Here is a 23,057-nt window from a genome sequence, read left to right on the forward strand (position 1 = left end):
GTTTTATGGACAATTTTCTACAGGCGAACAAAAACCTTATGAGCATTATTGTTCAATAGGTTTCATTCCATTACATGCTAATAAATGCTTCTTAAAATAACTCTACATTGTTTACTGAGACATGACAAAAGATACAAAAGTCTTCTATGTAAGTGAAAAACTTGAATCTGCACCTCTGGATGAGGCAGCAAAAATACTGTCACAAGGTGGAACCGTTGCTTTTCCAACGGAGACTGTATACGGGCTTGGAGCTAATGCTCTGGACGAAAAAGCTGTGATGCAGATATTTGAAGCTAAAGGCAGACCTGCCGATAATCCGCTTATAGTTCATGTTACTTCCAGAGATGACTGCGAATCTCTTGTTCGTGCAATACCGGAAAAAGCATCGTTGCTTATGGATAAGTTCTGGCCCGGACCTCTTACTATTATAATGGAAAGAAAAGAAATTGTCCCCGACGTCACAACCGGTGGACTTGATACGGTTGCAATAAGGGTTCCTGAAAATAAAATTGCAATAGAGCTTATTAAAAGGTCAGGAAAACCTTTGGCTGCTCCCAGTGCAAATCTCTCCGGAAAACCAAGTCCGACATCAGCAGAACATGTTATTGCAGATCTTTCCGGGAGGATAGATGCTGTTGTTGATGGAGGTGACGTTATCATAGGTCTGGAATCAACCGTTGTTGATGTGACTTCAGAGATACCTGCGATTCTCAGGCCGGGGAAGATCAGCAAAGAAGAACTTGAAGAATGCATTGGAGAAGTGAAAGTCGCTTATGATGATAAAGTCCATCCTGAAAGCGAGACTGTTCGTTCTCCCGGAATGAAATATACACATTATTCTCCCAAAGCCGGAGTAATTCTGGTAGAGGGTGATAATGAAGCAGTTGTCTGTAGAATAAAAGAACTTCTTGAAGATCTCCACATGCGGAATGCGAAGGCTGGACTGATGCTCACAGAAGAGTCGAAGAAACATTTCTCAGGAGTAGAATCATTCTCAATTGGTTGCAAAGATAAACCTGAACAGGCTGCAAAATCTCTCTTTTATGGTCTTCGTTTTCTTGATCTTAAGAATGTGGATATTATTATAGTAGACGGTTCATTTGACCCCAGGGGAATCGGTGCAGCCGTATTTAACAGAGTTCGCAAGGCAGCAGATATGATAATCAAGGTCCGGTGATCATATGGATAAAGAAAGGAAAAGTCAAATTCAAGATAAACAAAAAAACATTGCTATTCTTAAAAGGAACAAGAGCTTGCTCAAAGCAAACATCTTAATCCTTGGTGCAGGCCTATCTTTAAGTTATTTTGGTAAAGGGGATATAGGGGACCCTCTTATCTGGCTTGGTATTATTATATTTGCGTACACTATGTTCACTGGAATGGTTGCCAGTCAACAATTAAAGTCCCAAAGATGATTCCTTAATATAGAAGTAATTCTCATTTATTTTGAACTTAGGTTTATGAATAAATATAATCTACAGTTTTTTTGCAGGTAACTATCAAAAATATATCTTTGGCAGAGCATCGGATTATCCCTAATTTCAATAAGTTTTTAACCGATAAACCGTATAGTAAAGCAGAATTCCCATGAAAGCAGCTTTCATGGATATATTGTCATAAAAAGGAGGCCATATTATGCTGGAGATCAATAATCTAACAGTTGAAATCGGCGGCCGAAGGATATTGAAAGGTGTTGACCTTAATGTTGAAGCCGGTTATACTAACGTTCTTTTCGGACCAAACGGAGCAGGAAAATCCGCACTTCTAATGACCCTGATGGGATTCAGCGGCTACGATGTTGTCGAAGGAGAAATCATCTTCAAAGGAGAAGATATCACAAACATGTCGGTCTATGAAAGGGCGCAGATGGGTATGGGCATCATGACGCAACGACCTCCTAATATGAGTGGTGTCAAACTTCACGATCTTTTAAAGGTTATTTCTAAGGATATCAAGGAGACAGAAGAGCTTGCAGCAAATATTGATATGGTGAGGTTTTTTGACAGGGATGTTAATGTAGGTTTCTCTGGTGGCGAGATCAAGAGGTCAGAATTGTTGCAGCTTTCAGCACAGAATCCGGATTTTATCCTTCTTGATGAACCGGAATCAGGTGTTGACCTCGTAAGTATTGAACAGCTTGGACGCACCATAAATAAACTACTTCAGAAAGACTGCAAGTGTGCAGGTGACAGGTGTAAGCATGGAAAATCCGCACTTGTGATCACACACACTGGACAGGTTCTTGACTATATAGAAGCTGACAGGGGTAATATCCTGTGTAATGGAACAGTCATGTGCACAGGAAATCCACATGAAATGCTCGCTGAAATAAAGGAACGTGGATATGAGGAGTGTATCAAATGCAAGCTGATGGAGATATGAGAAAAAAGGCAGAAGCAGCCCTCAAAAAGAATGCTGCATACGGTGAGGATTTTGATCTTAATGAATATGGGCTTGCATCTGAGGAAGAGGAACATACTGATGACCTCGAAGAACTAAGTGAAGAGGATCAGAGGACACTCTTAAATGTTGGATTTACACCTTCTGAGGATAACAGGTCAGGTAGTTTCCTGATGCTTAACAATGCTGTGACACATTCATCCCTGCGTGACGATGACGTTGTGGAACTTATGTCACTTAGGGATGCTATGAAGGTCCATGACTGGGTTAAAGACTATTCATGGAAGCTTGTAGAGCCAGACAAGGACAAGTACACTGCAATGAGTTATCTCCAGGACTCAAATGGGTATTTCATCAGGGCACCTGCAGGTAAAAAGTCAAAAATGCCTGTGCAGACATGTCTGCTTATCGGTTCCAAGCAGGTATCTCAGACCGTTCATAACATAATCATTGTGGAAGAGGGAGCAGAGCTTGATGTTATTACAGGATGCTCTACAAAACACGGCATTGAGAAAGGTCTTCATCTTGGAATATCAGAAATGTATGTGAAAAAGGGAGCTACCCTTAATTTTACTATGATCCACAACTGGGCTGAAGAGATAGGTGTCAGGCCAAGGACCGTTGTTCATGTTGAAGAAGGCGGAACATACATCAGCAATTATGTAACCCTGAAACCTGTAAAATCTGTTCAGGCATATCCTACAGTAATTCTTGATGGCAAGGGTGCGTTTACAAGACTGAATACAATTGCTGTTGCACATCCTGGATCAGAACTTGACCTTGGAAGCAAAGTGGTATTCAATGCAGAGGACACAAAGGCCGAGCTTATCTCAAGGACAATTACCACAGGTGGTAAAGCTATTGCCCGTGGAGAGATGATCGGTAATGCAAACAATGCAAAAGGCCATCTGGAATGTCACGGACTTGTTCTTGGTGGCGGAATGCAGAGAGCAATTCCTATACTTGAAGCAAATGTTGAAGATATCGAACTGTCACATGAGGCTGCTGTGGGAAGGATTGCACGGGAGCAGATCGAATATCTAATGGCAAGAGGCCTTACGGAAGAGGATGCAGTAGGTATGATCGTCAGGGGTTTCCTTGATGTTGGCATCCAGGGTATTCCAGATGAACTTAAGGCTGACATCGACGCTACTATTGCAAAGATCGGAGAGAATGCGATCTGATCTTATCCTTTTTTATTTATACTTTAACTTACGTTTATTTTATTCACGTTATAGATTGTTTGAGGAGAATGAATGAATCAAAAATATGGAGCTATTTTTCTGGCCGCTATAATGGTCATGTCAATTTTTTCATACTTCGTTGCAAGCTTTATAGGTAATTCCAACGATGTTGATGATACAGCAACGGATGCATCAACTGATATAGCAAATGCCCCCGGATTTGAAGTTGTCAGTGGCGCTCATTTTAATGCAGAACTGAATTCACTTTCAGATGGACTTAAATTTACTCCGGAAGGTATGACGAATGCGATTTATGTTGACTATTCCCGCACATATGGTACTCCGCTACAGGATTTTAATGTGAGCGATTTGTACATGTATTATAATACTATGATAATCACAAGATACTCAGCATATAATATTACAGGCGGTTATGGATTTGAAGCAGATGAACTGAATCCTGAGGTTATAAACTTTAACTATACTGTCACTGATTCTTATAATGGTTATTCGCTACTTTTCAGAAGTAATGGTATTTATAACATAATTGGAACTCCTACCCTACTTGGAAATATTGGTGTTCTTGAAAATATCATTGATGTGGCATCAGGTACAAGTCCTGCTTCTGATGAATTCAATGAAATTATGGGCTATGTTACTCCTGGTGCAGAATATCAGATAGTAACATCAACAGACAGTCTGGCTGATCAGCACTATCTGGAGTACAGAAATATGGATGATGGAAATTATTCAAAGACAGAAATATTCCTTAATCCACTTGATAGCACTGTAGACACTGTCTCAAAGCTTGAAGCAAATAGTACTGAAAGAGGACTTGTTTATAATACCAGCAGTTATGATAATGGAAATATATTGAAAGTTGTTGTTACTGCTAATACAACAAATTTCATCAATCTTGTAACAGAACAATATTATTAACTTAGATGAGATAAGTTCTCATCTCTATTTCTTTTTTATCTGCCACAAGCTTTATACCTGAACAGGTCGTTCAACAATTCCAATTGCGCATTCTGCAAAAACTATAATTAAGTTATAAGTATGAATGCAGTAATTCACAGCCATTACTTTGGCATATGTGTCAGTTAACTTATTGATTAACATTGTTACAATCGTAATTGGCCAAATTAGTCGCAGTTGCGGCACACAATGAATAATGAAAAACCATGAGTATACAGCATGGTTTCGAAGGAGAAAATAATATGGCAGCAAAATTTGACGTTCCAGAAGAACTCGCTAACAAAGCACTCGAGAGTGTAGAACTTGCAAGAGACACAGGCAAATTGAAGAAAGGTATCAATGAAGTGACAAAAGCTATCGAGAGAGGCATCACAAAGCTCGCAGTAATTGCAGATGATGTCGACCCTGCAGAAGTCATTGCACACATTGCACCTCTCTGTGAAGAGAAGAACACAGCATACATATATGTAAAAGAGCAGAAAGAGCTCGGTGCAGCCTGTGGAATCGGTGTCGCTTGCTCCGCAGTCGCAATCGTCGACGCTGGCAAGGGTAGCGAACTTGTTGAAGACATTGCACAGAAAGTAAGTGCACTTAAATAATTCTGATACGTGAGGTATCGTTATGGCAGATGAAGATTCAGGCTATGCGGCTGAAGTCATTGATGTTATCGGAAACACCGGTATGCATGGTGAAGCCAGCCAGATTCAGTGCCGCGTGCTCGAAGGACGCGACAAGGGCCGTATAATCACCCGTAATTGCGTTGGTCCTGTAAGGATCGGTGACATTTTCATGTTGATCGAGACTTCCAGAGAAGCCAAGAAACTGACTACCAGATGAGGTGACTGATATGGAACAGAGAAAATGTTCATTTTGTGGTGAACTTCTTGAACCAGGTACAGGTAAACTTTTCGTAAAGAAAGATGGCTCAACATATTATTTCTGCACATCCAAATGTGAAAGCAATTTTGAGCTTGGAAGATTACCAAGACGTACCATCTGGACCGAACAGGGCAGAATATACTTGAAGAAAGCATAATTGGGTGTCCTAAATGGAACAGACATATATTATGGTCAAACCGGACGCAGTACAGCGCGGACTTATGGGCGAGATCATTTCAAGAATTGAGAAACGTGGTCTTAAGATCGCAGCCATGAGACTTGGTGTCATGAGTGAGGAAAGTGCAAAGGAGCACTACAAGGAACATGTTGAAAGACCGTTCTTTGCTTCACTTATAGAGTATGTAACATCAGGACCATCTGTCTCATTGGTTGTTGAAGGTAAGAATGCTATTGCAATCATGCGTGCAGTAAACGGTGCAACAAACCCTGTTGAAGCACTTCCTGGTACTATCAGGGGAGACTTCGCAGTAGAGACCGGCAGGAATGTCGTCCATGCATCAGATTCAACAGAATCCGCAAAGCGTGAGATAGCTATCCACTTCAAGGATTCAGAGATAGTTAATTATACCAAGATCGATGAGGTCTGTCTCTACGAGTAAAAAGGTTAGAGTTAGGATGTTTGCCGGTTGCAAATATCCTGAAAATTCTTTCCTTAGAATTCATTTCCAACTATCCGGATAATCTTTGAAGGTGTTTGCACATGGCTGTAAATGAAAATCTACGTACACCAATCGTTTCTGTAATGGGACATGTCGACCACGGCAAGACAACCTTACTTGACAGGATCAGGGGAAGTGCTGTTGCCGATGGTGAAGCAGGTGCTATTACCCAGCATATAGGTGCAACTGAGGTTCCCATAGAGAATATTGTAAACAAATGTGGGGATCCTTCACTAAAAGACAAGTTCATAGTACCGGGTCTTCTTTTTATTGACACTCCCGGACATCATGCATTCACATCTCTTCGAAGCAGAGGTGGTGCTCTTGCGGATCTTGCTATTGTTATTGTTGATGTCAATGAAGGTTTCATGCCACAAACAATAGAGAGTCTCCATATCCTTAAAAGATTCAAGACTCCTTTTGTGGTTGTTGCAAACAAGATTGACAGGATACATGGCTGGGAAGCTAACAAGAACCTTCCTTTCCTTGCGACCTATAACAAGCAGAGTGAACGTGTAAAGTCTGATCTTGATAACAAGCTCTATGAGGTTGTAGGTGAGCTTTACAACATCGGTTTTAACTCTGAAAGATATGACAGGGTGAATGATTTCCAGCGCAACATAGGTATCATTCCAATAAGTGCTGCTACTGGTGAAGGTATTCCTGATGTACTTATGATACTTCTCGGACTTGCTCAGAGGTTCCTTGAGGGTAACCTGCATTATGATGCAAAAGCCCCTGGAATTGGTACTGTTCTTGAAGTAAAGGAAGAAAAAGGTCTTGGAACTACTCTTGACATAATTCTTTATGATGGTACCATCAAGAAAGGTGACACCATTGTTGTAGGAAGCCTTGGAAATCCTATTCAGACAAAGATAAGGGCATTACTTAAACCACGCCCGCTTTCAGAGATAAAGGCCGAGGAAAAGTTCCAGCAGGTTTCTGAAGTCACAGCAGCAGTTGGTGTAAAAATATCCGCACCTAATCTTGAAGGTGCTCTTGCAGGTTCCCCTGTGAGGGTTGCAAGTCCTGATACTATCGATGCGATCACCGAAGAGATCAAGAGTGAGATCGAAGATGTCCAGATAGACACTGATACTATAGGTGTCACTATCAAAGCAGATACCATTGGTTCTCTTGAAGCACTTGTTAACGAGCTGAAGAAAGAGGAGATTCCAATAAGAAAGGCAGACGTAGGCGATGTCAGTAACAGGGACATCGTGGAAGTAACTGCAATTGAAGATCCGTTCTTCTCAGTTATCGTAGGGTTCAACGTAAAGGTTCTTCCTGATGCAAAGGAAAAGCTCCAGTCCACAGAAGTAAAACTTTTCTTGAACGATGTAATATATCGTTTAATAGATGATTACAAGGACTGGGTAAAGAAGCAGAAGGAACTGGCTGAGAAAGAGATATCCGATACTATCACAAAACCCGGAAGATTCTATATCATGCCTGACTGTACATTCCGCCAGAGCAAGCCTGCTGTTGTAGGTGTGAAGATCATTGGTGGTATGGTAAAGACCGGCGTAGATATTACCAACACTGAAGGTGAAGTTGTTGGTAAAGTAAAAGGCCTTCAAATGCGCGGGGAAAATATTTCCGCAGCAAAGATCGGCATGGAAGTCGCAATGGCTATTGAAGGACCTACGGTTGGCAGGCAGATCAAGGAAGAGGATACGCTCTTTGTGAATGTCCCTGAAAGACACGCAAAGAAAATGGAACATGAAATTTACGACTCAATGACGGCAGATGAATTAGAAACACTTGATGCATTCCTTGCAATAAAAAGAAAGGATAATCCTTTCTGGGCAAAGTAAGGAAAAAGATGCACAATTCATTTAGAAAGATCATAACAAATACAGGAAAATAAACCATAAGGAGGAAAAAATATGGCAGATTTTAAAGTAGTGGTTGCAGACCCTAAGACAAAGTCATACCAGTTTGATGTCACAGGCGCTGAAGCCAACAAATTCATTGGTAAATCAATCGGAGAAACAGTTGACGGAACACTTGTAGGTCTTCCAGGATACTCACTGAAGATCACAGGCGGAAGCGACAAGAGCGGAATGGTCATGAGACCAGACCTTCCAGGACCAAGAAGACAGAGAGTCCTTGTTGCAAACGGAACAGGATACTCTCCTGTATCAAAGGGTGTACGCCGCAGGAAGATGATGCGTGGAAGAGAAGTCGCACCAGATATCGTCCAGATAAACACCGTTGTTGCAGAATACGGTGAAAAAACCATTGAGAAGATCCTCGGCGGCGACGAAGAACCGGCAGAGGAAGTTGAAGCAGTAGCAGAAGAGTGAGTATCTCACTCTCTGATATCTTTTTTCTAAACTGATTTTATATTTCTTATTTCACACTACTTTGTGTATTCCAAGGTCAAAAGCTTCCTGCTGGCAGATTATTCCATTTGCTTCAAAGGAAAAGTTCAGGTTTCCAAAATCGATTTTTCCGGAGTTTACTGGTTTTACAACAAGGGAAGTATAACCGGATGAATGTGGCTGTATTTCTGCAATGCATGCATTTGGATCATGGCACTCTATAAAAGATGAGAAACAGCTATTGAAGCATACATTATGCAGAGTATCATCAGATTTATTATCTACATATATACCAATAGAATTTCCAATTTCGCTATATAGTGACTCTGGTATTTTGATCATGACATTGACTTCGGGAGTCTGAACATAATGTTTCCCGAATGTTACAGATCCGATTTTACAATTATTACCTCCCAGTTTGAAAAATATCTCAAAACTTCCAAGATCAATGTCTCCTCCTTTACCTGGTGTTATTAAGTACTCAGTATTGAATACCGATTCAGGTGCCAGATCTTTTGTTTTGGAAAAAGCAGTATCATAGTTCAGATCGTTCGGGAAGGAACATTTGACATGCAGTTCCCCAAGCTCAATGTTTGATTTGTTTATCATCTTAAATGAGATCTTACCTTCATGTCCGAATTTGAAATGATCATCAATATCCACATTTAGTGGAAGATAAGTATGATTAACTTTTATGTTCTCAAAAAAGAACGGTGGTTTCTGGTGTTTATGTCTGTCAACTTCAAAGTAAAGATCATAATAACCCATGGAAAGATTCCCTGCTACCAGTGGTACAAATGAAATATTTGCAGAGATAGATGACCCGGGTTCAAGCGAACCGAGGCTAAGGACCGGTTTGCCGCAGAGTACAGTTGCAGGAAAAACTGCTCTAAGCCATATGTTTTCGATGTGTTTTCCAGTAGGGTTGTTTACTCTGAGATAAAGCGGATTTTTAAATCCCAGTTCAACAGAATCTGCAAATCTGTAGTCAACATTGACAGAATCCACTATCTGCATTTCTCTGACTCTTCGTTGTTCTAGACCTATTTTTTTTTCATAGATCCAGAAAACATATAACGGCACGTATAGGAGGATCACATACATTGGTGCACTAGCAAGATAGACCGGGTCAGGTCTGCTGGTAACTGAAAGTATACGGGTCACAGTAAAGAATGTAGTAAGCATGACCCAGAGGAATACATAGAACTGAAAAAATATTCCAGTTCTTCCGCCTGCTTCATTTTGAAGTGTATAGGTGAGAGATCTTACAATGTCGTTCAGAGGTTCCAGTTTCAGTTGAACCACCTTTTTTCCTTAACAGCAAGTATTTTATGAAGTATTGCTTATAAATATATTAGTGAGTCTATAGTTATTATACGTTTTGCATTCCCTTATTAAAATCTCATAAATGATAAATCCTCTTTCAAGCGTTATATCTAAATTACATGATAAGGAAATAGAATTCCTAATTAGCAGGTATTTGTGCCTGCTGATATTAAATCTAGAAAAAATATAAAAGTCCTGATAAGGAGGCAAACGATGAGACTGGAACTTATGGAGAAGAGATCAAGATTTGATGATTTTGAAAAGGAGTATCGTGACTCCAAAGCATACCTTCGCAGGGCAAAAATGTTTATGGAGCAGGGACAGGATCACAGTGTAGTCTTCAACGTTGCTTCACTGGCTCTTGAACGTTATCTTGTGGCACTTTGTTATCTTCATGATATGGAACCTTATAACCACAATTACACATGTTTGATGGATACTGTCGAGATGTTCATGGAACCACCAGAAGAGCTCAATAAAGAAATAAGATCACTGGATGAGATATTCGGTATCTGTAGCATTGATGATTACTTCCATGGAGAACCAACGGTTTCAGACATGGAGCGTATTCTGGCAATGTGTGAAGAGGTTGAGGAACTTTTTGATCAGGAGAAGATTCGTTCTTTTAAGGAATCTTTGATTGAAGACTCTGATTAATCCTGTTTAAATTATATTCACATATTTTTTTCTGGTTCTACACCAGCATTCTTATTTTTATTTCTATTGATGTTTTAACTATGAATTATAGTTGGAAACTTGGGCCATAATTACTATATATAATTATTTTACTACTACATGTATTAAATTATGTTATTACATAGGATATTTCTAATGAGTTTATATGTTTTCTCTATTATGAATCGTCGGTAATTCTAATAAATGGGTGGATGAATGAAAATAAAATCTAAAATAGTATTTGTATTAGTTTTAATAAGCATAGCACTATTAAATTCAGGTTGTATTGGAGAGGGGTTAACTGCTGATCAGATTGCTGAGAAAATGCAGGAAAAACAGGCAAACATAGAAGATATTTCAGCAACGGTTCATATGACAATTTCAATTGAAGGTGGAACGCAGGAAACGGAATATCAGCTATATCAAAAAAATCCCGGTAAAATGAAAAACATTGTACTAATGCCAGAGGAAATGGCAGGCCAGACAACAGTTTCAAACGGTGAGAAAATGTGGATATATGATCCAGCTGCTAACACTGTTACAATTATGGAAATGCCGGAAGTTTCAGATGAATTTGAGATGGATTATGCATCTATCATTGGAGATCTTTTAAATGAAACTGATGTTTCTCTTGTAGGTACTGAAGATCTCGATGGCAGAGATACTTTAGTATTGATGCTTGTTCCCAAAGAAGAAGATAACTTGTATGGATCAGGTATGAAAGTCTGGGTTGATGATGAGACATGGACTCCATTGAAGATAGAAATGGGCACAGAAAATACCTATCAAATTACTGTAGAATACAGGAATTTTGAAGTAAACACTGGAATATCCGATGATGAATTTGAATTTGAGGTTCCTGATGGTGCAGAGGTTATAGAAGTGGATGATTTCGATGACATACTTCCTGTCTCGATGACACTTGAAGAGGCACAGAATCTATCTGATAATGAAATTCTCACTCCTTCCTATTTACCTGATGGATATGAATTAAATAATGTAATGTTCAGCAATACTTCTATTGTAGCAAATATTGATGAATCAGTTACCCTGATGTATTCTTATGATGACAATGGTATTATAATATCTGAAAGTTTCTATAATGGGGAAATAGATCAGAAGTCAATCCTGATGGAAAGCGAAACAGTTTCTGTTAATGGTGTGGAAGGTGATTTCTATTCCATGTATGGTGGTTCCGGGATGTTGCAGTGGGAAATCGACAATGCTTTGTTGACTCTCAGTGCTCCTCTTGAAATGGATGAAATTATTCAGATAGCTGAATCGATGGAATAATAATATTTGTGGTTTTATCCAGATGTATGTAGTTTTTTCAGACTGCATGCATTTCTTGTTTATTCTCAACTGTTTTTTACTTTAAAGCTTAAAAGAATCACTTAATAGTAAGCTATTTATAGTAAACATGCCAAGGAAGTATCGTTATGTCATAGTGAACATAACACTCTGAACATTGCTACTTTGAATGATGTTGTGCTTGAAAAAGCATAACATTCATTCGGGCTTGATTTTTAGGAGAGGATTGGATGGTTAATAAAAAACATGTTATAGTATTCTCATTATTGATTTCCTGTGTTCTGTTTCTGGGTTGTATTGATTCCACCAGTAATTCTATAGCTGATCAGGATTCAGCGGTTTCAGACTCAGTTAATTTAGATAAACAGACCAGCGAAGAACCATTGCTAGTTTACTGTGGTGCTGGAATGCGAAAGCCGATGGATGAAATTGGAATTATGTTCGAAGAGGAATATGGTGTTCCTGTACAGTATAATTATGCAGGTTCCAACACACTCCTGACACAGATAGAACTTACAGGTGAAGGCGACGTTTACATGCCTGGTGCAACCTACTACTTTGAAGTAGCAGCAGAAAAGGGATTTGTCGATAATTCCAGCAAGGTTGTGTATCATGTTCCAGTGATTATCACTCCATTGGATAATCCGGCAAATATCAATAGTCTGGATGATCTTGCAAATGATGATGTAAGTGTCGTACTGGGAGATCCACAGGCAGCAGCTATCGGTGTACTATGTGATAAAATGCTGACTATGAAGGGTATATATAATCAGACTGAAGAGAACGTTGTTGCAAAAAGTGCTACAGTAAATGAACTTATCACATATGTCTCACTAGGTCAGGCGGATGCTTCCATAGTATGGGAGGATCTTGTACTAAACAACAGTGAAGTGAATATGATAGAGATTGCAGAGGATGACAATATCATAAAGATAGTTCCAATAGCAACTCTTACAACATCTGAAAATCCGGAACTTGCATCTGAATTTGTAGATTTTGTTGTTTCCGATGAAGGTCGCAGCATCTTTGAGGACTATGGCTTCACACTTTATCCTGATGAAAAGTATGCCTATTTAGAAGCTAACTGATTTCAGATGAAATAACTTGTCAAACCGCAAAACGAAGCAGGTGTATCCAATGCAAAGGAACGGATTCAAGCATGTAAATCTTTTTCTGATGCTCCTGCTCACTTTTTTTATTTTCACTCTGATATTTGAAATTATCACTCATACTGACCCGGTAAGTCTGATAACAAACATAGTTTCCCCGGAAATTCAATTTGCAATACGTCTCAGCCTGCTGACGTCTGTAATATCAACTTTCATGTGCATACTGATAGCAGTTCCGGTTTCGTATTCGCTTGCACGATATGATTTTCATGGAAAAGCTATTATCAACACGGTTCTTGACCTGCCAATGGCATTACCGCCAATAGTTGCAGGACTTGGTCTGCTGCTTATATTCGGTACAACCAGTGTTGGAAGTTTCCTGGCAGATGCAGGACTTAAGTTCGTTTTCACAGTTCCTGGTATAATCATGGCTCAGTTTGCAGTGAACATCTCCCTGATGCTAAGGATTATGCGTTCAACTTTTGAAGGCATAAATCCAAGGTATGAACATGTAGCACAGACGCTTGGATGCACGCCTTTTCAGGCTTTTATCAGGACAACATTACCTCTTTCAAAGAACGGTATGCTTGCAGGTTCCGTTATAACATGGTCAAGGGGAATGGGGGAGTTCGGTGCAGTGTTAATGCTTGCAGGAGCCACAAGGATGAAGACCGAGACATTACCGATAGCTCTTTACCTGAACATGTCTTCCGGCGAACTTGACCTTGCAATTGCAGCTGCAACGATATTGATACTGATTTCTGGCATTACATTATACTTATTTGAACGCAAGGGAGGGGTTGCAAAGCTCTATTAGATTTCCCTGTAATGATGTGAATTCAGAGTTTTGCAAAAAATATGATTGAAGTAAGTGATGTTTCAAAGACACTTGGTGACTTTGAACTGGAAAGTATAAACCTTTGTGTAAAAGAAGGGGAATATTTCTGTATACTTGGACCGACCGGCTCAGGCAAAACAATACTTCTGGAAACTATAGCAGGTATCTATAATCCAGATATTGGTTCCATATTAATTGATAATTTTGATGTAAGCTCTCTGCTTCCAAAAGACCGGCATATAAGCATGGTCTACCAGGACTTCATGCTTTTCCCGAATATGAATGTCAGGGAGAATATCGGATTCGGGTTGAAGTATACTGATTCGAAACTCGATAAAGCTTCAATCCATTCAAAGATCGAAGAAACCGCAGAGATGCTTGGAATAGCTCACCTGCTTGACCGGCATCCTTCAACACTGAGCGGTGGAGAAAAACAAAGAACCGCAATTGCAAGAGCAATAATAACCGAACCGGCATTGCTCTTGCTTGACGAACCACTTTCTGCTCTTGATTCCGGAACAAAGGACCGCCTCAGACAGGAGCTCCTGAGGATACACCAGTTAAAGAAAACCACTACGATACATGTGACTCATAGTTTTGAAGAGGCTTTCACCCTTGCAGATCGTATAGCCATCATGCATGGAGGTAAGATCCATCAGGTTGGAACGCCGGATGAGGTTTTCAGGAAGCCAAATTCAAAATTCGTTGCTGACTTTGTAGGTGTTGAGAATCTGTTCCATGGAAAGTCAGTTATTTTCAACAACCTGTCTGAAATAGGAGTAAACGGACACACCATTATTTCCAGCACTCAAAGAGATGGGGATGTGGTTATTTCCATAAGGCCGGAGGACATACTCATATCAAAGGACCCGATAGATTCCAGTGCCAGAAACTCATTTACAGGTGTTGTTTCCGATGTTATTAGGATGAAGTCGACTGTTAAGCTGGTAATCGATACAGGCATACCTTTCAGGGTCGTACTAACAAAGAGAGCCTATGATGATATGAAACTTTCAACTGGTTCAGAGGTATATCTGACTTTCAAAGCATCCACTGTTCATCTTATTTACTGATTTTTATTGATTTTAAAAAAAATGAAAATGAAAATAAAAAAGTTGAAGTTACTTAAAGCAACTTCTTTCCTGCATCAGGACCGCTCTTACATTCAAAGACATCGGTGATCTTCATCTTGACAAGGAGTTTTGCAGGGAAACGGTCGCTCTTTGCTTTAACCATCTTGCGCATTTCGTCATATTCCTCTCCACGGTCAATGATCTTTACATCGCCTTTGATCTGGAAGCAACCGTTGATCTCTGGTCCCCATACATATATTGCACATTTTGGATTTGCTCTGAGGTTCTCCATTGTCTTGAGGAAGAAGTTGTCCACGATCCAGATAGTCTCTAAATCTTCCTGAAGGAAGCACATTCCAATAGGAATCACATTTGGAACACCATCTTTTGATGCGGTTGCCAGTGGGAAGATCTTCATCTTTTCAAACTCTGTTTTCATTGCATCTGTTAATTTCACCATTGCTAATACCTCTGCATTTCAAAATAAAAAGTACAGTAATTGTACTCTTTAATCAAGCTTAAGCTTTTTCATTAGTGATTCAACGGAACGTTGGATAAAAAAGGGATGTAAAAAGCAAGAGGATATGGAGTTATGGAGAGGAGCACACTCAAGAGAATGAAGGACAGGATTTTGAGTAGTTAGAAATTCAATTTCTGGACAAAGGAAGCGAGGAAATTGGTGAGTGCTTTTTAGCACTTAGATTTTAAATAAAAATAGATGGAGGGTTTAAACCTCCAATCAATTATTTATTAATCTTTTCTACGCTGGAAGAACAATGCCAGACCAAGAACTGCAATTACTGGAAGAGCAATTGTTGGGAACTCTGGAATTGGGTTTTGTGGATTTGGAACTTCTCCGCCGACAACCACCGTATCTGCATCAAAGACCACTACTGGCATTGATCCATCTCCGTCAATTACGGCGAAGTTTACCAGATATGTCCCTACCGTTGTAGATGGATTGACAGTCACATTGACCGAAACGTGCATAAATAGCGAGTCATATTCTACCGTTCCAATATCCCAGATAACTGTATGATTAGTGGAATCATACACACCACCATCGGAAGATGATACGTAATTTACTTCTGGAGGAAGAGTATCAATGAGCATTGTGTTGTACACATTGTACTCACTACCAATATATCCACGATTGCTATAGGTAATGTTGTAGGTGAGTGTACCACCTTGAGCCACTGTAGTTACATCATCGGTCTTATATAATTGGAGGAGCGGGACTTCCTCGTCACCCTCAGCACCAACCACTGTATCTGCATCAAAAGCCACTGCTGGCATTGATCCATCTCCGTCAATTACGGCGAAGTTTACCAGATACGTTCCTATTGTTGTAGATGGATCGACAGTCACATTGACCGAAACGCGCATAAATAGCGAGTCATATTCTACCGTTCCAATATCCCAGATAACTGTATGATTAGTGGAATCATACACACCACCATCGGAAGATGATACGTAATTTACTTCTGGAGGAAGAGTATCAATGAGCATTGTGTTGTACACGTTGTACTCACTACCAATATATCCACGATTGCTATAGGTAATGTTGTAGGTGAGTGTACCACCTTGAGCCACTGTAGTTATATCATCGGTCTTATATAATTGGAGGAGCGCGGCTTCATTTATTATCTCCCCGTTAGCGGCAACATTTCCCGCTGACATTATCAGAAACATTAAGGCTATGCCTATACAAATTACAATATTTTGTTTCATTTTCATTTTCGTACCCCCAAAGTCATATGTTTATAGAATATGACTGTATTTTAAATTCGGTTTTCAAGGTATTATAATCTTTTTGATTTTATTTCAAAAATAATATCATATATAAAAAATAGCTTAGATTCAAAGAAAGTAAAAAAGATAATTCAAAATACTTTCAGAAATTATGTGTATAGATTTTTTGAAGATTATAGTACCATTGACTTAAAATAGCGTTGCGTTTTTTGGTTATTACTATTACCCATAAATTCTGTGCTGGCATTTAGATTCGAACTCAAACAGCAATAACGCCAAAAATAAACAGAAGTAAAAAAGAAAAGTAAATCGAAGTTATTGGAACAGCTTATCCAAAAAATACTGGTGAACCCTCAGGTCCTCGGTAAGTTCAGGATGGAATGCCAGCGCAAGAACATTTCCCTGTTCAGCAGCTACGATCATATCATCGATTTTAGCAAGGACTGTTACGTCTTTTCCGGTTTCAACGATTCCGGGTGCTCTGATGAAGACTGCATTATATGGTGTATCGAGGAATGGAAGTTCAAGTCCGATCTCAAAGGAATCGCGCTGTCTTCCGAATGCATTTCGGTTGACTTTGGTGTCCATGAGTCCTAAAAGGTGCTGGTGGGTTTTGGCTACTTGCTCGTCTCCGGCAGTTGCCAGAAGAATAAGACCGGCACAGGTTCCCATTATTGGTTTGCCTGCTGCGTTCATGTCTCTTATCTCATCGGCGATGCCTTCACGCATGAGGAGTTTTCCAAGGGTTGTGCTTTCACCGCCTGGAAGTACAAGTGCATCACATTCAGGGACAATTCCCTTGTGTTTGATAGTAACAACTTCTCCATTCTCGCCACGCTGCTTGAGGGCATTTTCAAGAGCCTCTACGTGTTCGGAAACGTCTCCCTGAATAGCAATAACACCTAATTTCATATGATCACGTTTTAGTTAGTATGTAAAGTTAGTATATGTAAGTAAAACAAATCAAAAATAAAAAAGAATTGTGGATGGGTTTACCATCCGCGGGTCTGAAGAATGTCAGATTCAGGAATTGAATCTACACTGATTCCTTTCATTCCTGAGCCAATGCCCTTTGATACTTCTGCAAGTACCTTTGGGTTATCGTAGTTGTTTACAGCTTCAACGATTGCCTTTGCCATCTTCTCAGGATTCTCTGACTTAAAGATTCCTGAACCGACGAAAACACCGTCAGCACCCATGCGCATCATAAGAGCTGCATCTGCCGGTGTTGCAACACCGCCTGCTGCAAAGTTAACAACAGGAATACGCTGCATCTCTGCGGTCTCGAGTACAAGCTCGATAGGTGCTTCGATATGACGGGCAACTGCAATGAGTTCTTCCTTTGTCTTGCCTTTGAGTGCACGGACTTCACCCATGATCTGCTTCATGTGCTTGACAGCCTCGCTGACATCTCCGGTTCCTGCTTCGCCCTTTGTACGGATCATTGCAGCACCTTCGTTTATCCTGCGGAGTGCTTCACCAAGGTTTCTTGCACCACATACGAAAGGAACTGTGAACTCTGTCTTATCAATGTGGTATTTGTTGTCAGCAGGTGTGAGTACTTCGGACTCATCAACCATGTCAACACCAAGAGCTTCAAGGATCTCAGCTTCCACAAAGTGACCGATACGTGCCTTTCCCATAACAGGAATTGTAACAGCATCAATGATCTCTGAAACAATCTGTGGGTCTGCCATCCTGGCAACTCCGCCCTCTTTCCTGATATCTGCAGGAACAGCCTGAAGTGCCATAACTGCAACAGCACCAGCTTCTTCTGCGATCTTTGCCTGCTCAGCGTTTACAACGTCCATGATCACACCGCCTTTCTGCATCTTTGCAAAGCCGCGCTTAATAAGCTCGGTACCGTGTCTTAATTTCTCAAGTTCCATAATATCATCCTGAATTAATTTATAAATATAGTTATCGTTTGGTTATTGTTTAATTCCTGATTTAATGCCTACCTACTCAGCCTACTAGATATAGTTAATGCTTAATACCATTTACATCTACTCATCGTCAGGTCTGATCCTTGCTACTCCTACTACTTTATCGCTGGCACGTACATCCATTATCTTAACACCCTGTGTGTTCCTGCCCTGGACACGTACGTCCTTCACAGGAATACGGATTATGATGCCTTCAGAGCTTGTAAGCATGATGTCATCTTCATCATGTACCGCTTTCACATTTATCACAGGTCCGTTACGCAGGCTTGTGACTATGGTTATCACGCCACGTCCGCCTCTGTGCATGGCCCTGTACTCATCAAACTCAGTTCTCTTACCAAAACCATTTTCAGTTACAGTCAGAAGTGATGCAGTTTCATCCACAAGATCAAGGCTCACAACCATGTCACCTTCTTCCAGATTCATTCCCCGGACACCCTTGGCACTGCGACCCATAACACGAACTTCACTCTCAGGGAACCTGATAGCTTTTCCATGTCTTGAGACCATGACCATGTCTTTGGAACCATCTGTAAGTGCAACATTCACAAGTTCATCCTCATCCTCAAGGCTGATGGCAATAATGCCCTTCTTGCGTGGGTTGCTGAAATCAGAAAGCTGGCTCTTCTTCACAGTACCTGTGCGGGTTGCCATGAACAGGAATTCATCTTCCTTGAACTCGCTGACAGGTATCATTGCTGTAACCAGTTCACCTTCACCAAGTTCAAGCAGGTTCACAATGGCTTTTCCACGGGACTGTCTGCTGCCTTCCGGAATCTCGTACACCTTACGCCAGTGCACACGGCCCTGGTTTGTGAAGAACATAAGATAATCGTGCGTTGAAGCTACAAAGATATCAACAACAAAATCCTCATCCTTGGTATCCATTCCGATGACACCTTTTCCGCCTCTGTGCTGCTGTGAATATGTGTCAACAGGAAGTCTCTTGATGTATCCACTGTTTGTGATGGTTACAACCATCTCAGCTTCGGGAATGAGGTCTTCAGTTTCAAGTTCCTCAACAGAGGATTTAATGGCTGTTCTGCGCTCGTCACCGAAACGCTCTTTCAGGTCAGTGATTTCTTCCCTGATAATTCCATATTTCCTCTCATCACTTTCGATGATAGCTTTATATTCAGCAATCTGCCTGAGGAGTTCGTCATATTCATCATCGATCTTCTGTCTTTCAAGACCGGTGAGTTTCTGCAGGCGCATATCAAGGATAGCCTTTGCCTGTAACTCATCGAGACCGAATTTTGAAATGAGTCCTTCCCTTGCATCATCAACATTTGCAGAAGAGCGGATAAGTGAAATAACTTCATCGAGGTGATCAAGGGCGATCTTGAGACCCCTGAGTATGTGTGCCCTGTCCTCAGCTTTTTTCAGCATGAACTGTGTACGCTTGAGGATAACGTCAATACGGTGATCAAGATAGATCCTGAGTATTTGCTTCAGGTTCAGTTCCCTTGGAACATCGTCCACAAGTGCGAGGTTAATGATACCGAAAGTAGTCTGCATCTGGGTGTGCTTGAACAACTGGTTGAGCACCACATTTGCGTTTGTTCCGCGTGTAAGTTCTATAACAACCCTGATACCCTCACGGTCAGATTCATCACGAAGGTCGGAAACACCTGTTACTTTCTTGTCCCTGACAAGGCTTGCGATATCCTCTATAAGTTTTGCCTTATTGACCTGATATGGAAGTTCTGAGACAACTATGCGGTACTTGTCCTTCTTCATCTCCTCTATCTCAGCAACAGCTCTGACCCGGACTCTTCCACGACCAGTCTCATAAGCTTCCCTGATTCCCTGTTTACCAAGTATGACACCACCGGTTGGGAAATCAGGTCCCTTTACTGCTGTCATAAGTTCCTGGATTGTCACATCAGGGTTATCGATCATCATCATAGTTGCATTGATAACCTCGGTAAGATTGTGAGGTGCCATGTTGGTTGCCATTCCCACAGCAATACCTGTTGACCCGTTAATAAGCAGGTTTGGCAGTTTTGCAGGAAGCACAACCGGTTCCTGAAGAGATCCATCATAATTGGGACGTGTTGCAATGGTCTCCTTATCGATATCAAGAAGCATCTCATCGCATATCTTATCCATGCGAACCTCAGTGTAACGCATAGCAGCAGCGGAGTCACCGTCAATTGAACCGAAGTTACCCTGTCCGTCTATGAACGGATATCTCAGGGAGAAATCCTGCACCATCCTGACAAGGGAATCATAAACAGCAGAATCGCCGTGCGGGTGGTACTTACCAAGAACGTCTCCCACTACACGGGCAGACTTCTTGTAAGCCTTGTCATAGGTGATTCCTGCCTCTTTCATGGCATAGAGAATTCTTCGGTGAACTGGCTTGAGACCATCCTTTGCATCCGGCAGAGCACGGCTTACAATTACACTCATGGCATAATCCATGAATGAGTTCTTCATCTCATCTTCAATAAGGACGGGAACTATTTTCTCACCGGTATCTGTTGGCTGGATATCAAAAGGAAGTTCCTCTTCAGGATTGTTCTGCTCTTCGTCCTGAATACTATTATCATCAATATTATCTGCCATTTTTCCTCACCTCAGACATCCAGGTTCGCAACGTCCTTTGCGTGCGTTGTAATGAATTGTTTACGTGGCGCTACGTCATCACCCATAAGGATGGTGAATATCTCATCAGCAGCAACCGCATCTTCCATGGTGACCTGGAGAAGTGTTCTTGTCTCAGGGTTCATGGTTGTTTCCCAGAGCTGCTCAGGGTTCATTTCTCCAAGACCCTTGTAACGCTGTATACCTACACCCTTGTCACCGATCTCTTCCAGTTTTGCTGCAAGCTCACGGTCAGAATAGACGTAATACTCTGCTTTCCCCTTCTTAATCTTGTAAAGAGGAGGCTGTGCAATGTACACATAACCGGCATCTATCATGGGTTTCATGTACCTGTAGAATAGTGTAAGTATGAGTGTCCTGATGTGAGCTCCGTCAACATCAGCATCAGTCATGATGATTACTTTATGGTAACGTGCTTTTTCGATGTCGTAATCATCACCGATTCCGGTACCCATAGCTGTAATGAATGCAAGGATCTCATTGTTCTTGAGGATCTTTGCTAAACGTGCTTTCTCAACGTTGAGGATTTTACCTCTGAGCGGAAGGATTGCCTGGTTCTTACGGTCTCTTCCCTGCTTTGCAGAACCACCTGCAGAGTCTCCTTCCACAAGATACAGTTCGCTTACGGATGGATCCTTCTCGGAACAATCTGCCAGCTTTCCAGGAAGTGTACTGACATCAAGAGCACTCTTTCTGCGTGTGAGTTCCCTTGCTTTCTTTGCTGCTTCTCTTGCACGCTGTGCATCAAGAGCTTTCTGAAGGATGGCAGTGGCAACTTTTGGAGTTTCTTCCATGTATTCTGCAAGTCCTTCAGATACCATGGACTCGACAATACCCTTTACTTCACTGTTACCGAGCTTGGTTTTGGTCTGTCCCTCAAATTGGGGTTCTGTGATCTTGACGCTGATGATGGCTGTGAGACCTTCACGGATATCTTCACCTGAAAGCTTTGCATCACCTTTTGCAAGATTGTTCTTTTTTATGTAATCGTTAGCAACCCTTGTGAGTGCCGCCTTAAACCCAACGAGGTGAGTACCACCTTCGTGGGTGTTGATGTTATTCACGAATGAGAATACAGATTCAGCATAACTGTCCGTGTACTGCATTGAGATCTCAACAACAGTATCGTCTTTTGTTCTTTCAAAATAGATAGGTGATTCGTGAAGTGGGTTCTTGTTGTGGTTGAGGTGTTCCACAAAAGAAACGATACCGCCTTCATACTCGAATTTCTCTTCGACCTTTTCTTCCCCACGGTCATCCGCTATGCTGATTTTAATTCCTTTGTTGAGGAATGCAAGTTCACGAAGCCTTGTTGCAAGTGTTTCATACGCGAATTTAGTGGTCTCAAATATTTTGGAATCCGGCATGAAAGTTATTTTTGTACCTGTACTGGAAGTTTCTCCTATCTCCAGCAGGTCATCCGTAGGAGTTCCACGTTCATAGCGCTGGTAGTATATTTTCCCGTCACGCTGGACCTCGGCTTCCAGCCACTCGGAAAGTGCATTCACAACTGAAACACCAACACCGTGCAGACCACCGGATACCTTGTAGGTGTTCTTATCGAATTTACCTCCTGCATGGAGAATGGTCATTACCACTTCAAGTGCGGATTTGTTGTATTTCGAGTGTGTTCCTACCGGAATACCTCGTCCGTTATCCTGGACTGTGATGGTCCCGTCATGATTTATCGATACATCTATCTGTGTACAATATCCGGCCAGTGCTTCATCGATACTGTTGTCCACTACTTCGTAGACCAGGTGGTGAAGTCCCCTGCCATCGATACTTCCGATGTACATGCTCGGGCGTTTGCGAACAGCTTCCAGCCCTTCAAGTACCTGAATATTGCTTGCATCATAAGTCTGTTTTTCACTCATTTAAATAACAGCTCCGTGAAAAAGTTTATAATCGCGATTAACAATGCTTGATTGATTCGTGTCTAAAACGTACACTAGTTCGTTCTTTAAAA

At 41.1% G+C, this 23,057-nt stretch carries 23 protein-coding genes; 16 read left to right on the forward strand and 7 right to left on the reverse strand.

The window, feature by feature from the left end:
- Window positions 1-121: 121 nt before the first annotated feature.
- From RE474_RS12170 to RE474_RS12220, 11 genes are all read left to right on the forward strand, one after another.
- Window positions 122-1,177: an L-threonylcarbamoyladenylate synthase gene (locus tag RE474_RS12170; protein WP_309310628.1), complete on the forward strand. Its 1,056-nt coding sequence runs from the start codon at window positions 122-124 to the stop codon at window positions 1,175-1,177.
- A gap of 4 nt (window positions 1,178-1,181) precedes the next feature.
- Entirely contained in the window at window positions 1,182-1,415 is a 234-nt protein-coding gene (locus RE474_RS12175) for a hypothetical protein (protein ID WP_309310629.1), read from the forward strand.
- 220 nt (window positions 1,416-1,635) lie between these two features.
- Window positions 1,636-2,382, forward strand: a complete 747-nt coding sequence (locus RE474_RS12180) for an ABC transporter ATP-binding protein (protein WP_309310630.1) — start codon at window positions 1,636-1,638, stop codon at window positions 2,380-2,382.
- Window positions 2,361-3,584 (forward strand): SufB/SufD family protein, encoded by a 1,224-nt coding sequence (locus tag RE474_RS12185; protein ID WP_309310631.1) that lies wholly within the window; start codon window positions 2,361-2,363, stop codon window positions 3,582-3,584. Before RE474_RS12180 ends, RE474_RS12185 begins: the two co-directional genes overlap by 22 nt.
- Before the next feature lie 72 nt (window positions 3,585-3,656).
- Window positions 3,657-4,523, forward strand: a complete 867-nt coding sequence (locus RE474_RS12190; protein ID WP_309310632.1) for a hypothetical protein — start codon at window positions 3,657-3,659, stop codon at window positions 4,521-4,523.
- Window positions 4,524-4,804: 281 nt separating this feature from the next.
- Window positions 4,805-5,161 carry a 50S ribosomal protein L7Ae gene (rpl7ae, locus tag RE474_RS12195; RefSeq protein WP_309310633.1) on the forward strand — a complete coding sequence of 119 codons (357 nt, stop codon included), beginning with the start codon at window positions 4,805-4,807 and terminating at the stop codon, window positions 5,159-5,161.
- 22 nt (window positions 5,162-5,183) lie between these two features.
- The gene (locus tag RE474_RS12200) at window positions 5,184-5,399 is read left to right on the forward strand and encodes a 30S ribosomal protein S28e (protein WP_154810801.1); all 216 of its coding nucleotides are present in this window, start codon (window positions 5,184-5,186) and stop codon (window positions 5,397-5,399) included.
- Between the two features lie 10 nt (window positions 5,400-5,409).
- Window positions 5,410-5,598 (forward strand): 50S ribosomal protein L24e, encoded by a 189-nt coding sequence (locus RE474_RS12205; protein WP_309310634.1) that lies wholly within the window; start codon window positions 5,410-5,412, stop codon window positions 5,596-5,598.
- Window positions 5,599-5,611: 13 nt separating this feature from the next.
- The gene (gene ndk / locus RE474_RS12210) at window positions 5,612-6,061 is read left to right on the forward strand and encodes a nucleoside-diphosphate kinase (protein WP_309310635.1); all 450 of its coding nucleotides are present in this window, start codon (window positions 5,612-5,614) and stop codon (window positions 6,059-6,061) included.
- Between the two features lie 101 nt (window positions 6,062-6,162).
- A complete protein-coding gene (gene infB / locus RE474_RS12215) occupies window positions 6,163-7,938 on the forward strand; it encodes a translation initiation factor IF-2 (protein WP_309310636.1) in 1,776 nt (591 codons plus the stop codon).
- A 72-nt stretch (window positions 7,939-8,010) separates the two neighbouring features.
- Window positions 8,011-8,430, forward strand: a complete 420-nt coding sequence (locus RE474_RS12220; RefSeq protein WP_309310637.1) for a 30S ribosomal protein S6e — start codon at window positions 8,011-8,013, stop codon at window positions 8,428-8,430.
- Between the two features lie 51 nt (window positions 8,431-8,481).
- On the opposite strand, the gene RE474_RS12225 is transcribed toward RE474_RS12220, so the two are convergent.
- Entirely contained in the window at window positions 8,482-9,753 is a 1,272-nt protein-coding gene (locus RE474_RS12225; protein WP_309310638.1) for a hypothetical protein, read from the reverse strand.
- 234 nt (window positions 9,754-9,987) lie between these two features.
- On the opposite strand from RE474_RS12225, the gene RE474_RS12230 reads away from it, so the two are divergent.
- The 5 genes from RE474_RS12230 to RE474_RS12250 all read left to right on the forward strand — a co-directional run bounded on the left by RE474_RS12230 (window position 9,988) and on the right by RE474_RS12250 (window position 14,780).
- Window positions 9,988-10,431 (forward strand): HEPN domain-containing protein, encoded by a 444-nt coding sequence (locus RE474_RS12230; RefSeq protein WP_309310639.1) that lies wholly within the window; start codon window positions 9,988-9,990, stop codon window positions 10,429-10,431.
- 234 nt (window positions 10,432-10,665) lie between these two features.
- Window positions 10,666-11,742: an outer membrane lipoprotein-sorting protein gene (locus tag RE474_RS12235; protein WP_309310640.1), complete on the forward strand. Its 1,077-nt coding sequence runs from the start codon at window positions 10,666-10,668 to the stop codon at window positions 11,740-11,742.
- Window positions 11,743-11,990: 248 nt separating this feature from the next.
- Window positions 11,991-12,848 carry a molybdate ABC transporter substrate-binding protein gene (modA, locus tag RE474_RS12240; RefSeq protein WP_309310641.1) on the forward strand — a complete coding sequence of 286 codons (858 nt, stop codon included), beginning with the start codon at window positions 11,991-11,993 and terminating at the stop codon, window positions 12,846-12,848.
- A 49-nt stretch (window positions 12,849-12,897) separates the two neighbouring features.
- Window positions 12,898-13,686, forward strand: a complete 789-nt coding sequence (locus RE474_RS12245; protein ID WP_309310642.1) for an ABC transporter permease — start codon at window positions 12,898-12,900, stop codon at window positions 13,684-13,686.
- A 41-nt stretch (window positions 13,687-13,727) separates the two neighbouring features.
- Window positions 13,728-14,780, forward strand: coding sequence for an ATP-binding cassette domain-containing protein (locus RE474_RS12250; protein WP_309310643.1), 1,053 nt, complete (start codon window positions 13,728-13,730; stop codon window positions 14,778-14,780).
- 52 nt (window positions 14,781-14,832) lie between these two features.
- Here the strand turns inward: RE474_RS12250 and RE474_RS12255 are convergent, their stop codons facing one another.
- The 6 genes from RE474_RS12255 to gyrB form a co-directional block, all read right to left on the reverse strand.
- Window positions 14,833-15,240, reverse strand: coding sequence for a pyridoxamine 5'-phosphate oxidase family protein (locus RE474_RS12255; protein WP_309310644.1), 408 nt, complete (start codon window positions 15,238-15,240; stop codon window positions 14,833-14,835).
- Window positions 15,241-15,530: 290 nt separating this feature from the next.
- Window positions 15,531-16,373: a PEF-CTERM sorting domain-containing protein gene (locus RE474_RS12260; RefSeq protein ID WP_309310645.1), complete on the reverse strand. Its 843-nt coding sequence runs from the start codon at window positions 16,371-16,373 to the stop codon at window positions 15,531-15,533.
- A 474-nt stretch (window positions 16,374-16,847) separates the two neighbouring features.
- The gene (gene pdxT, locus RE474_RS12265) at window positions 16,848-17,444 is read right to left on the reverse strand and encodes a pyridoxal 5'-phosphate synthase glutaminase subunit PdxT (RefSeq protein WP_309310646.1); all 597 of its coding nucleotides are present in this window, start codon (window positions 17,442-17,444) and stop codon (window positions 16,848-16,850) included.
- Window positions 17,445-17,524: 80 nt separating this feature from the next.
- Window positions 17,525-18,421 (reverse strand): pyridoxal 5'-phosphate synthase lyase subunit PdxS, encoded by an 897-nt coding sequence (gene pdxS / locus RE474_RS12270; RefSeq protein WP_309310647.1) that lies wholly within the window; start codon window positions 18,419-18,421, stop codon window positions 17,525-17,527.
- Between the two features lie 117 nt (window positions 18,422-18,538).
- Window positions 18,539-21,049, reverse strand: coding sequence for a DNA gyrase subunit A (gyrA, locus tag RE474_RS12275; RefSeq protein ID WP_309310648.1), 2,511 nt, complete (start codon window positions 21,047-21,049; stop codon window positions 18,539-18,541).
- A gap of 11 nt (window positions 21,050-21,060) precedes the next feature.
- Window positions 21,061-22,965, reverse strand: a complete 1,905-nt coding sequence (gyrB, locus tag RE474_RS12280) for a DNA topoisomerase (ATP-hydrolyzing) subunit B (RefSeq protein ID WP_309310649.1) — start codon at window positions 22,963-22,965, stop codon at window positions 21,061-21,063.
- Between the last annotated feature and the right edge of the window lie 92 nt (window positions 22,966-23,057).

The organism is Methanolobus sediminis (assembly GCF_031312595.1).
GTDB classification, from domain to species: domain Archaea; phylum Halobacteriota; class Methanosarcinia; order Methanosarcinales; family Methanosarcinaceae; genus Methanolobus; species Methanolobus sediminis.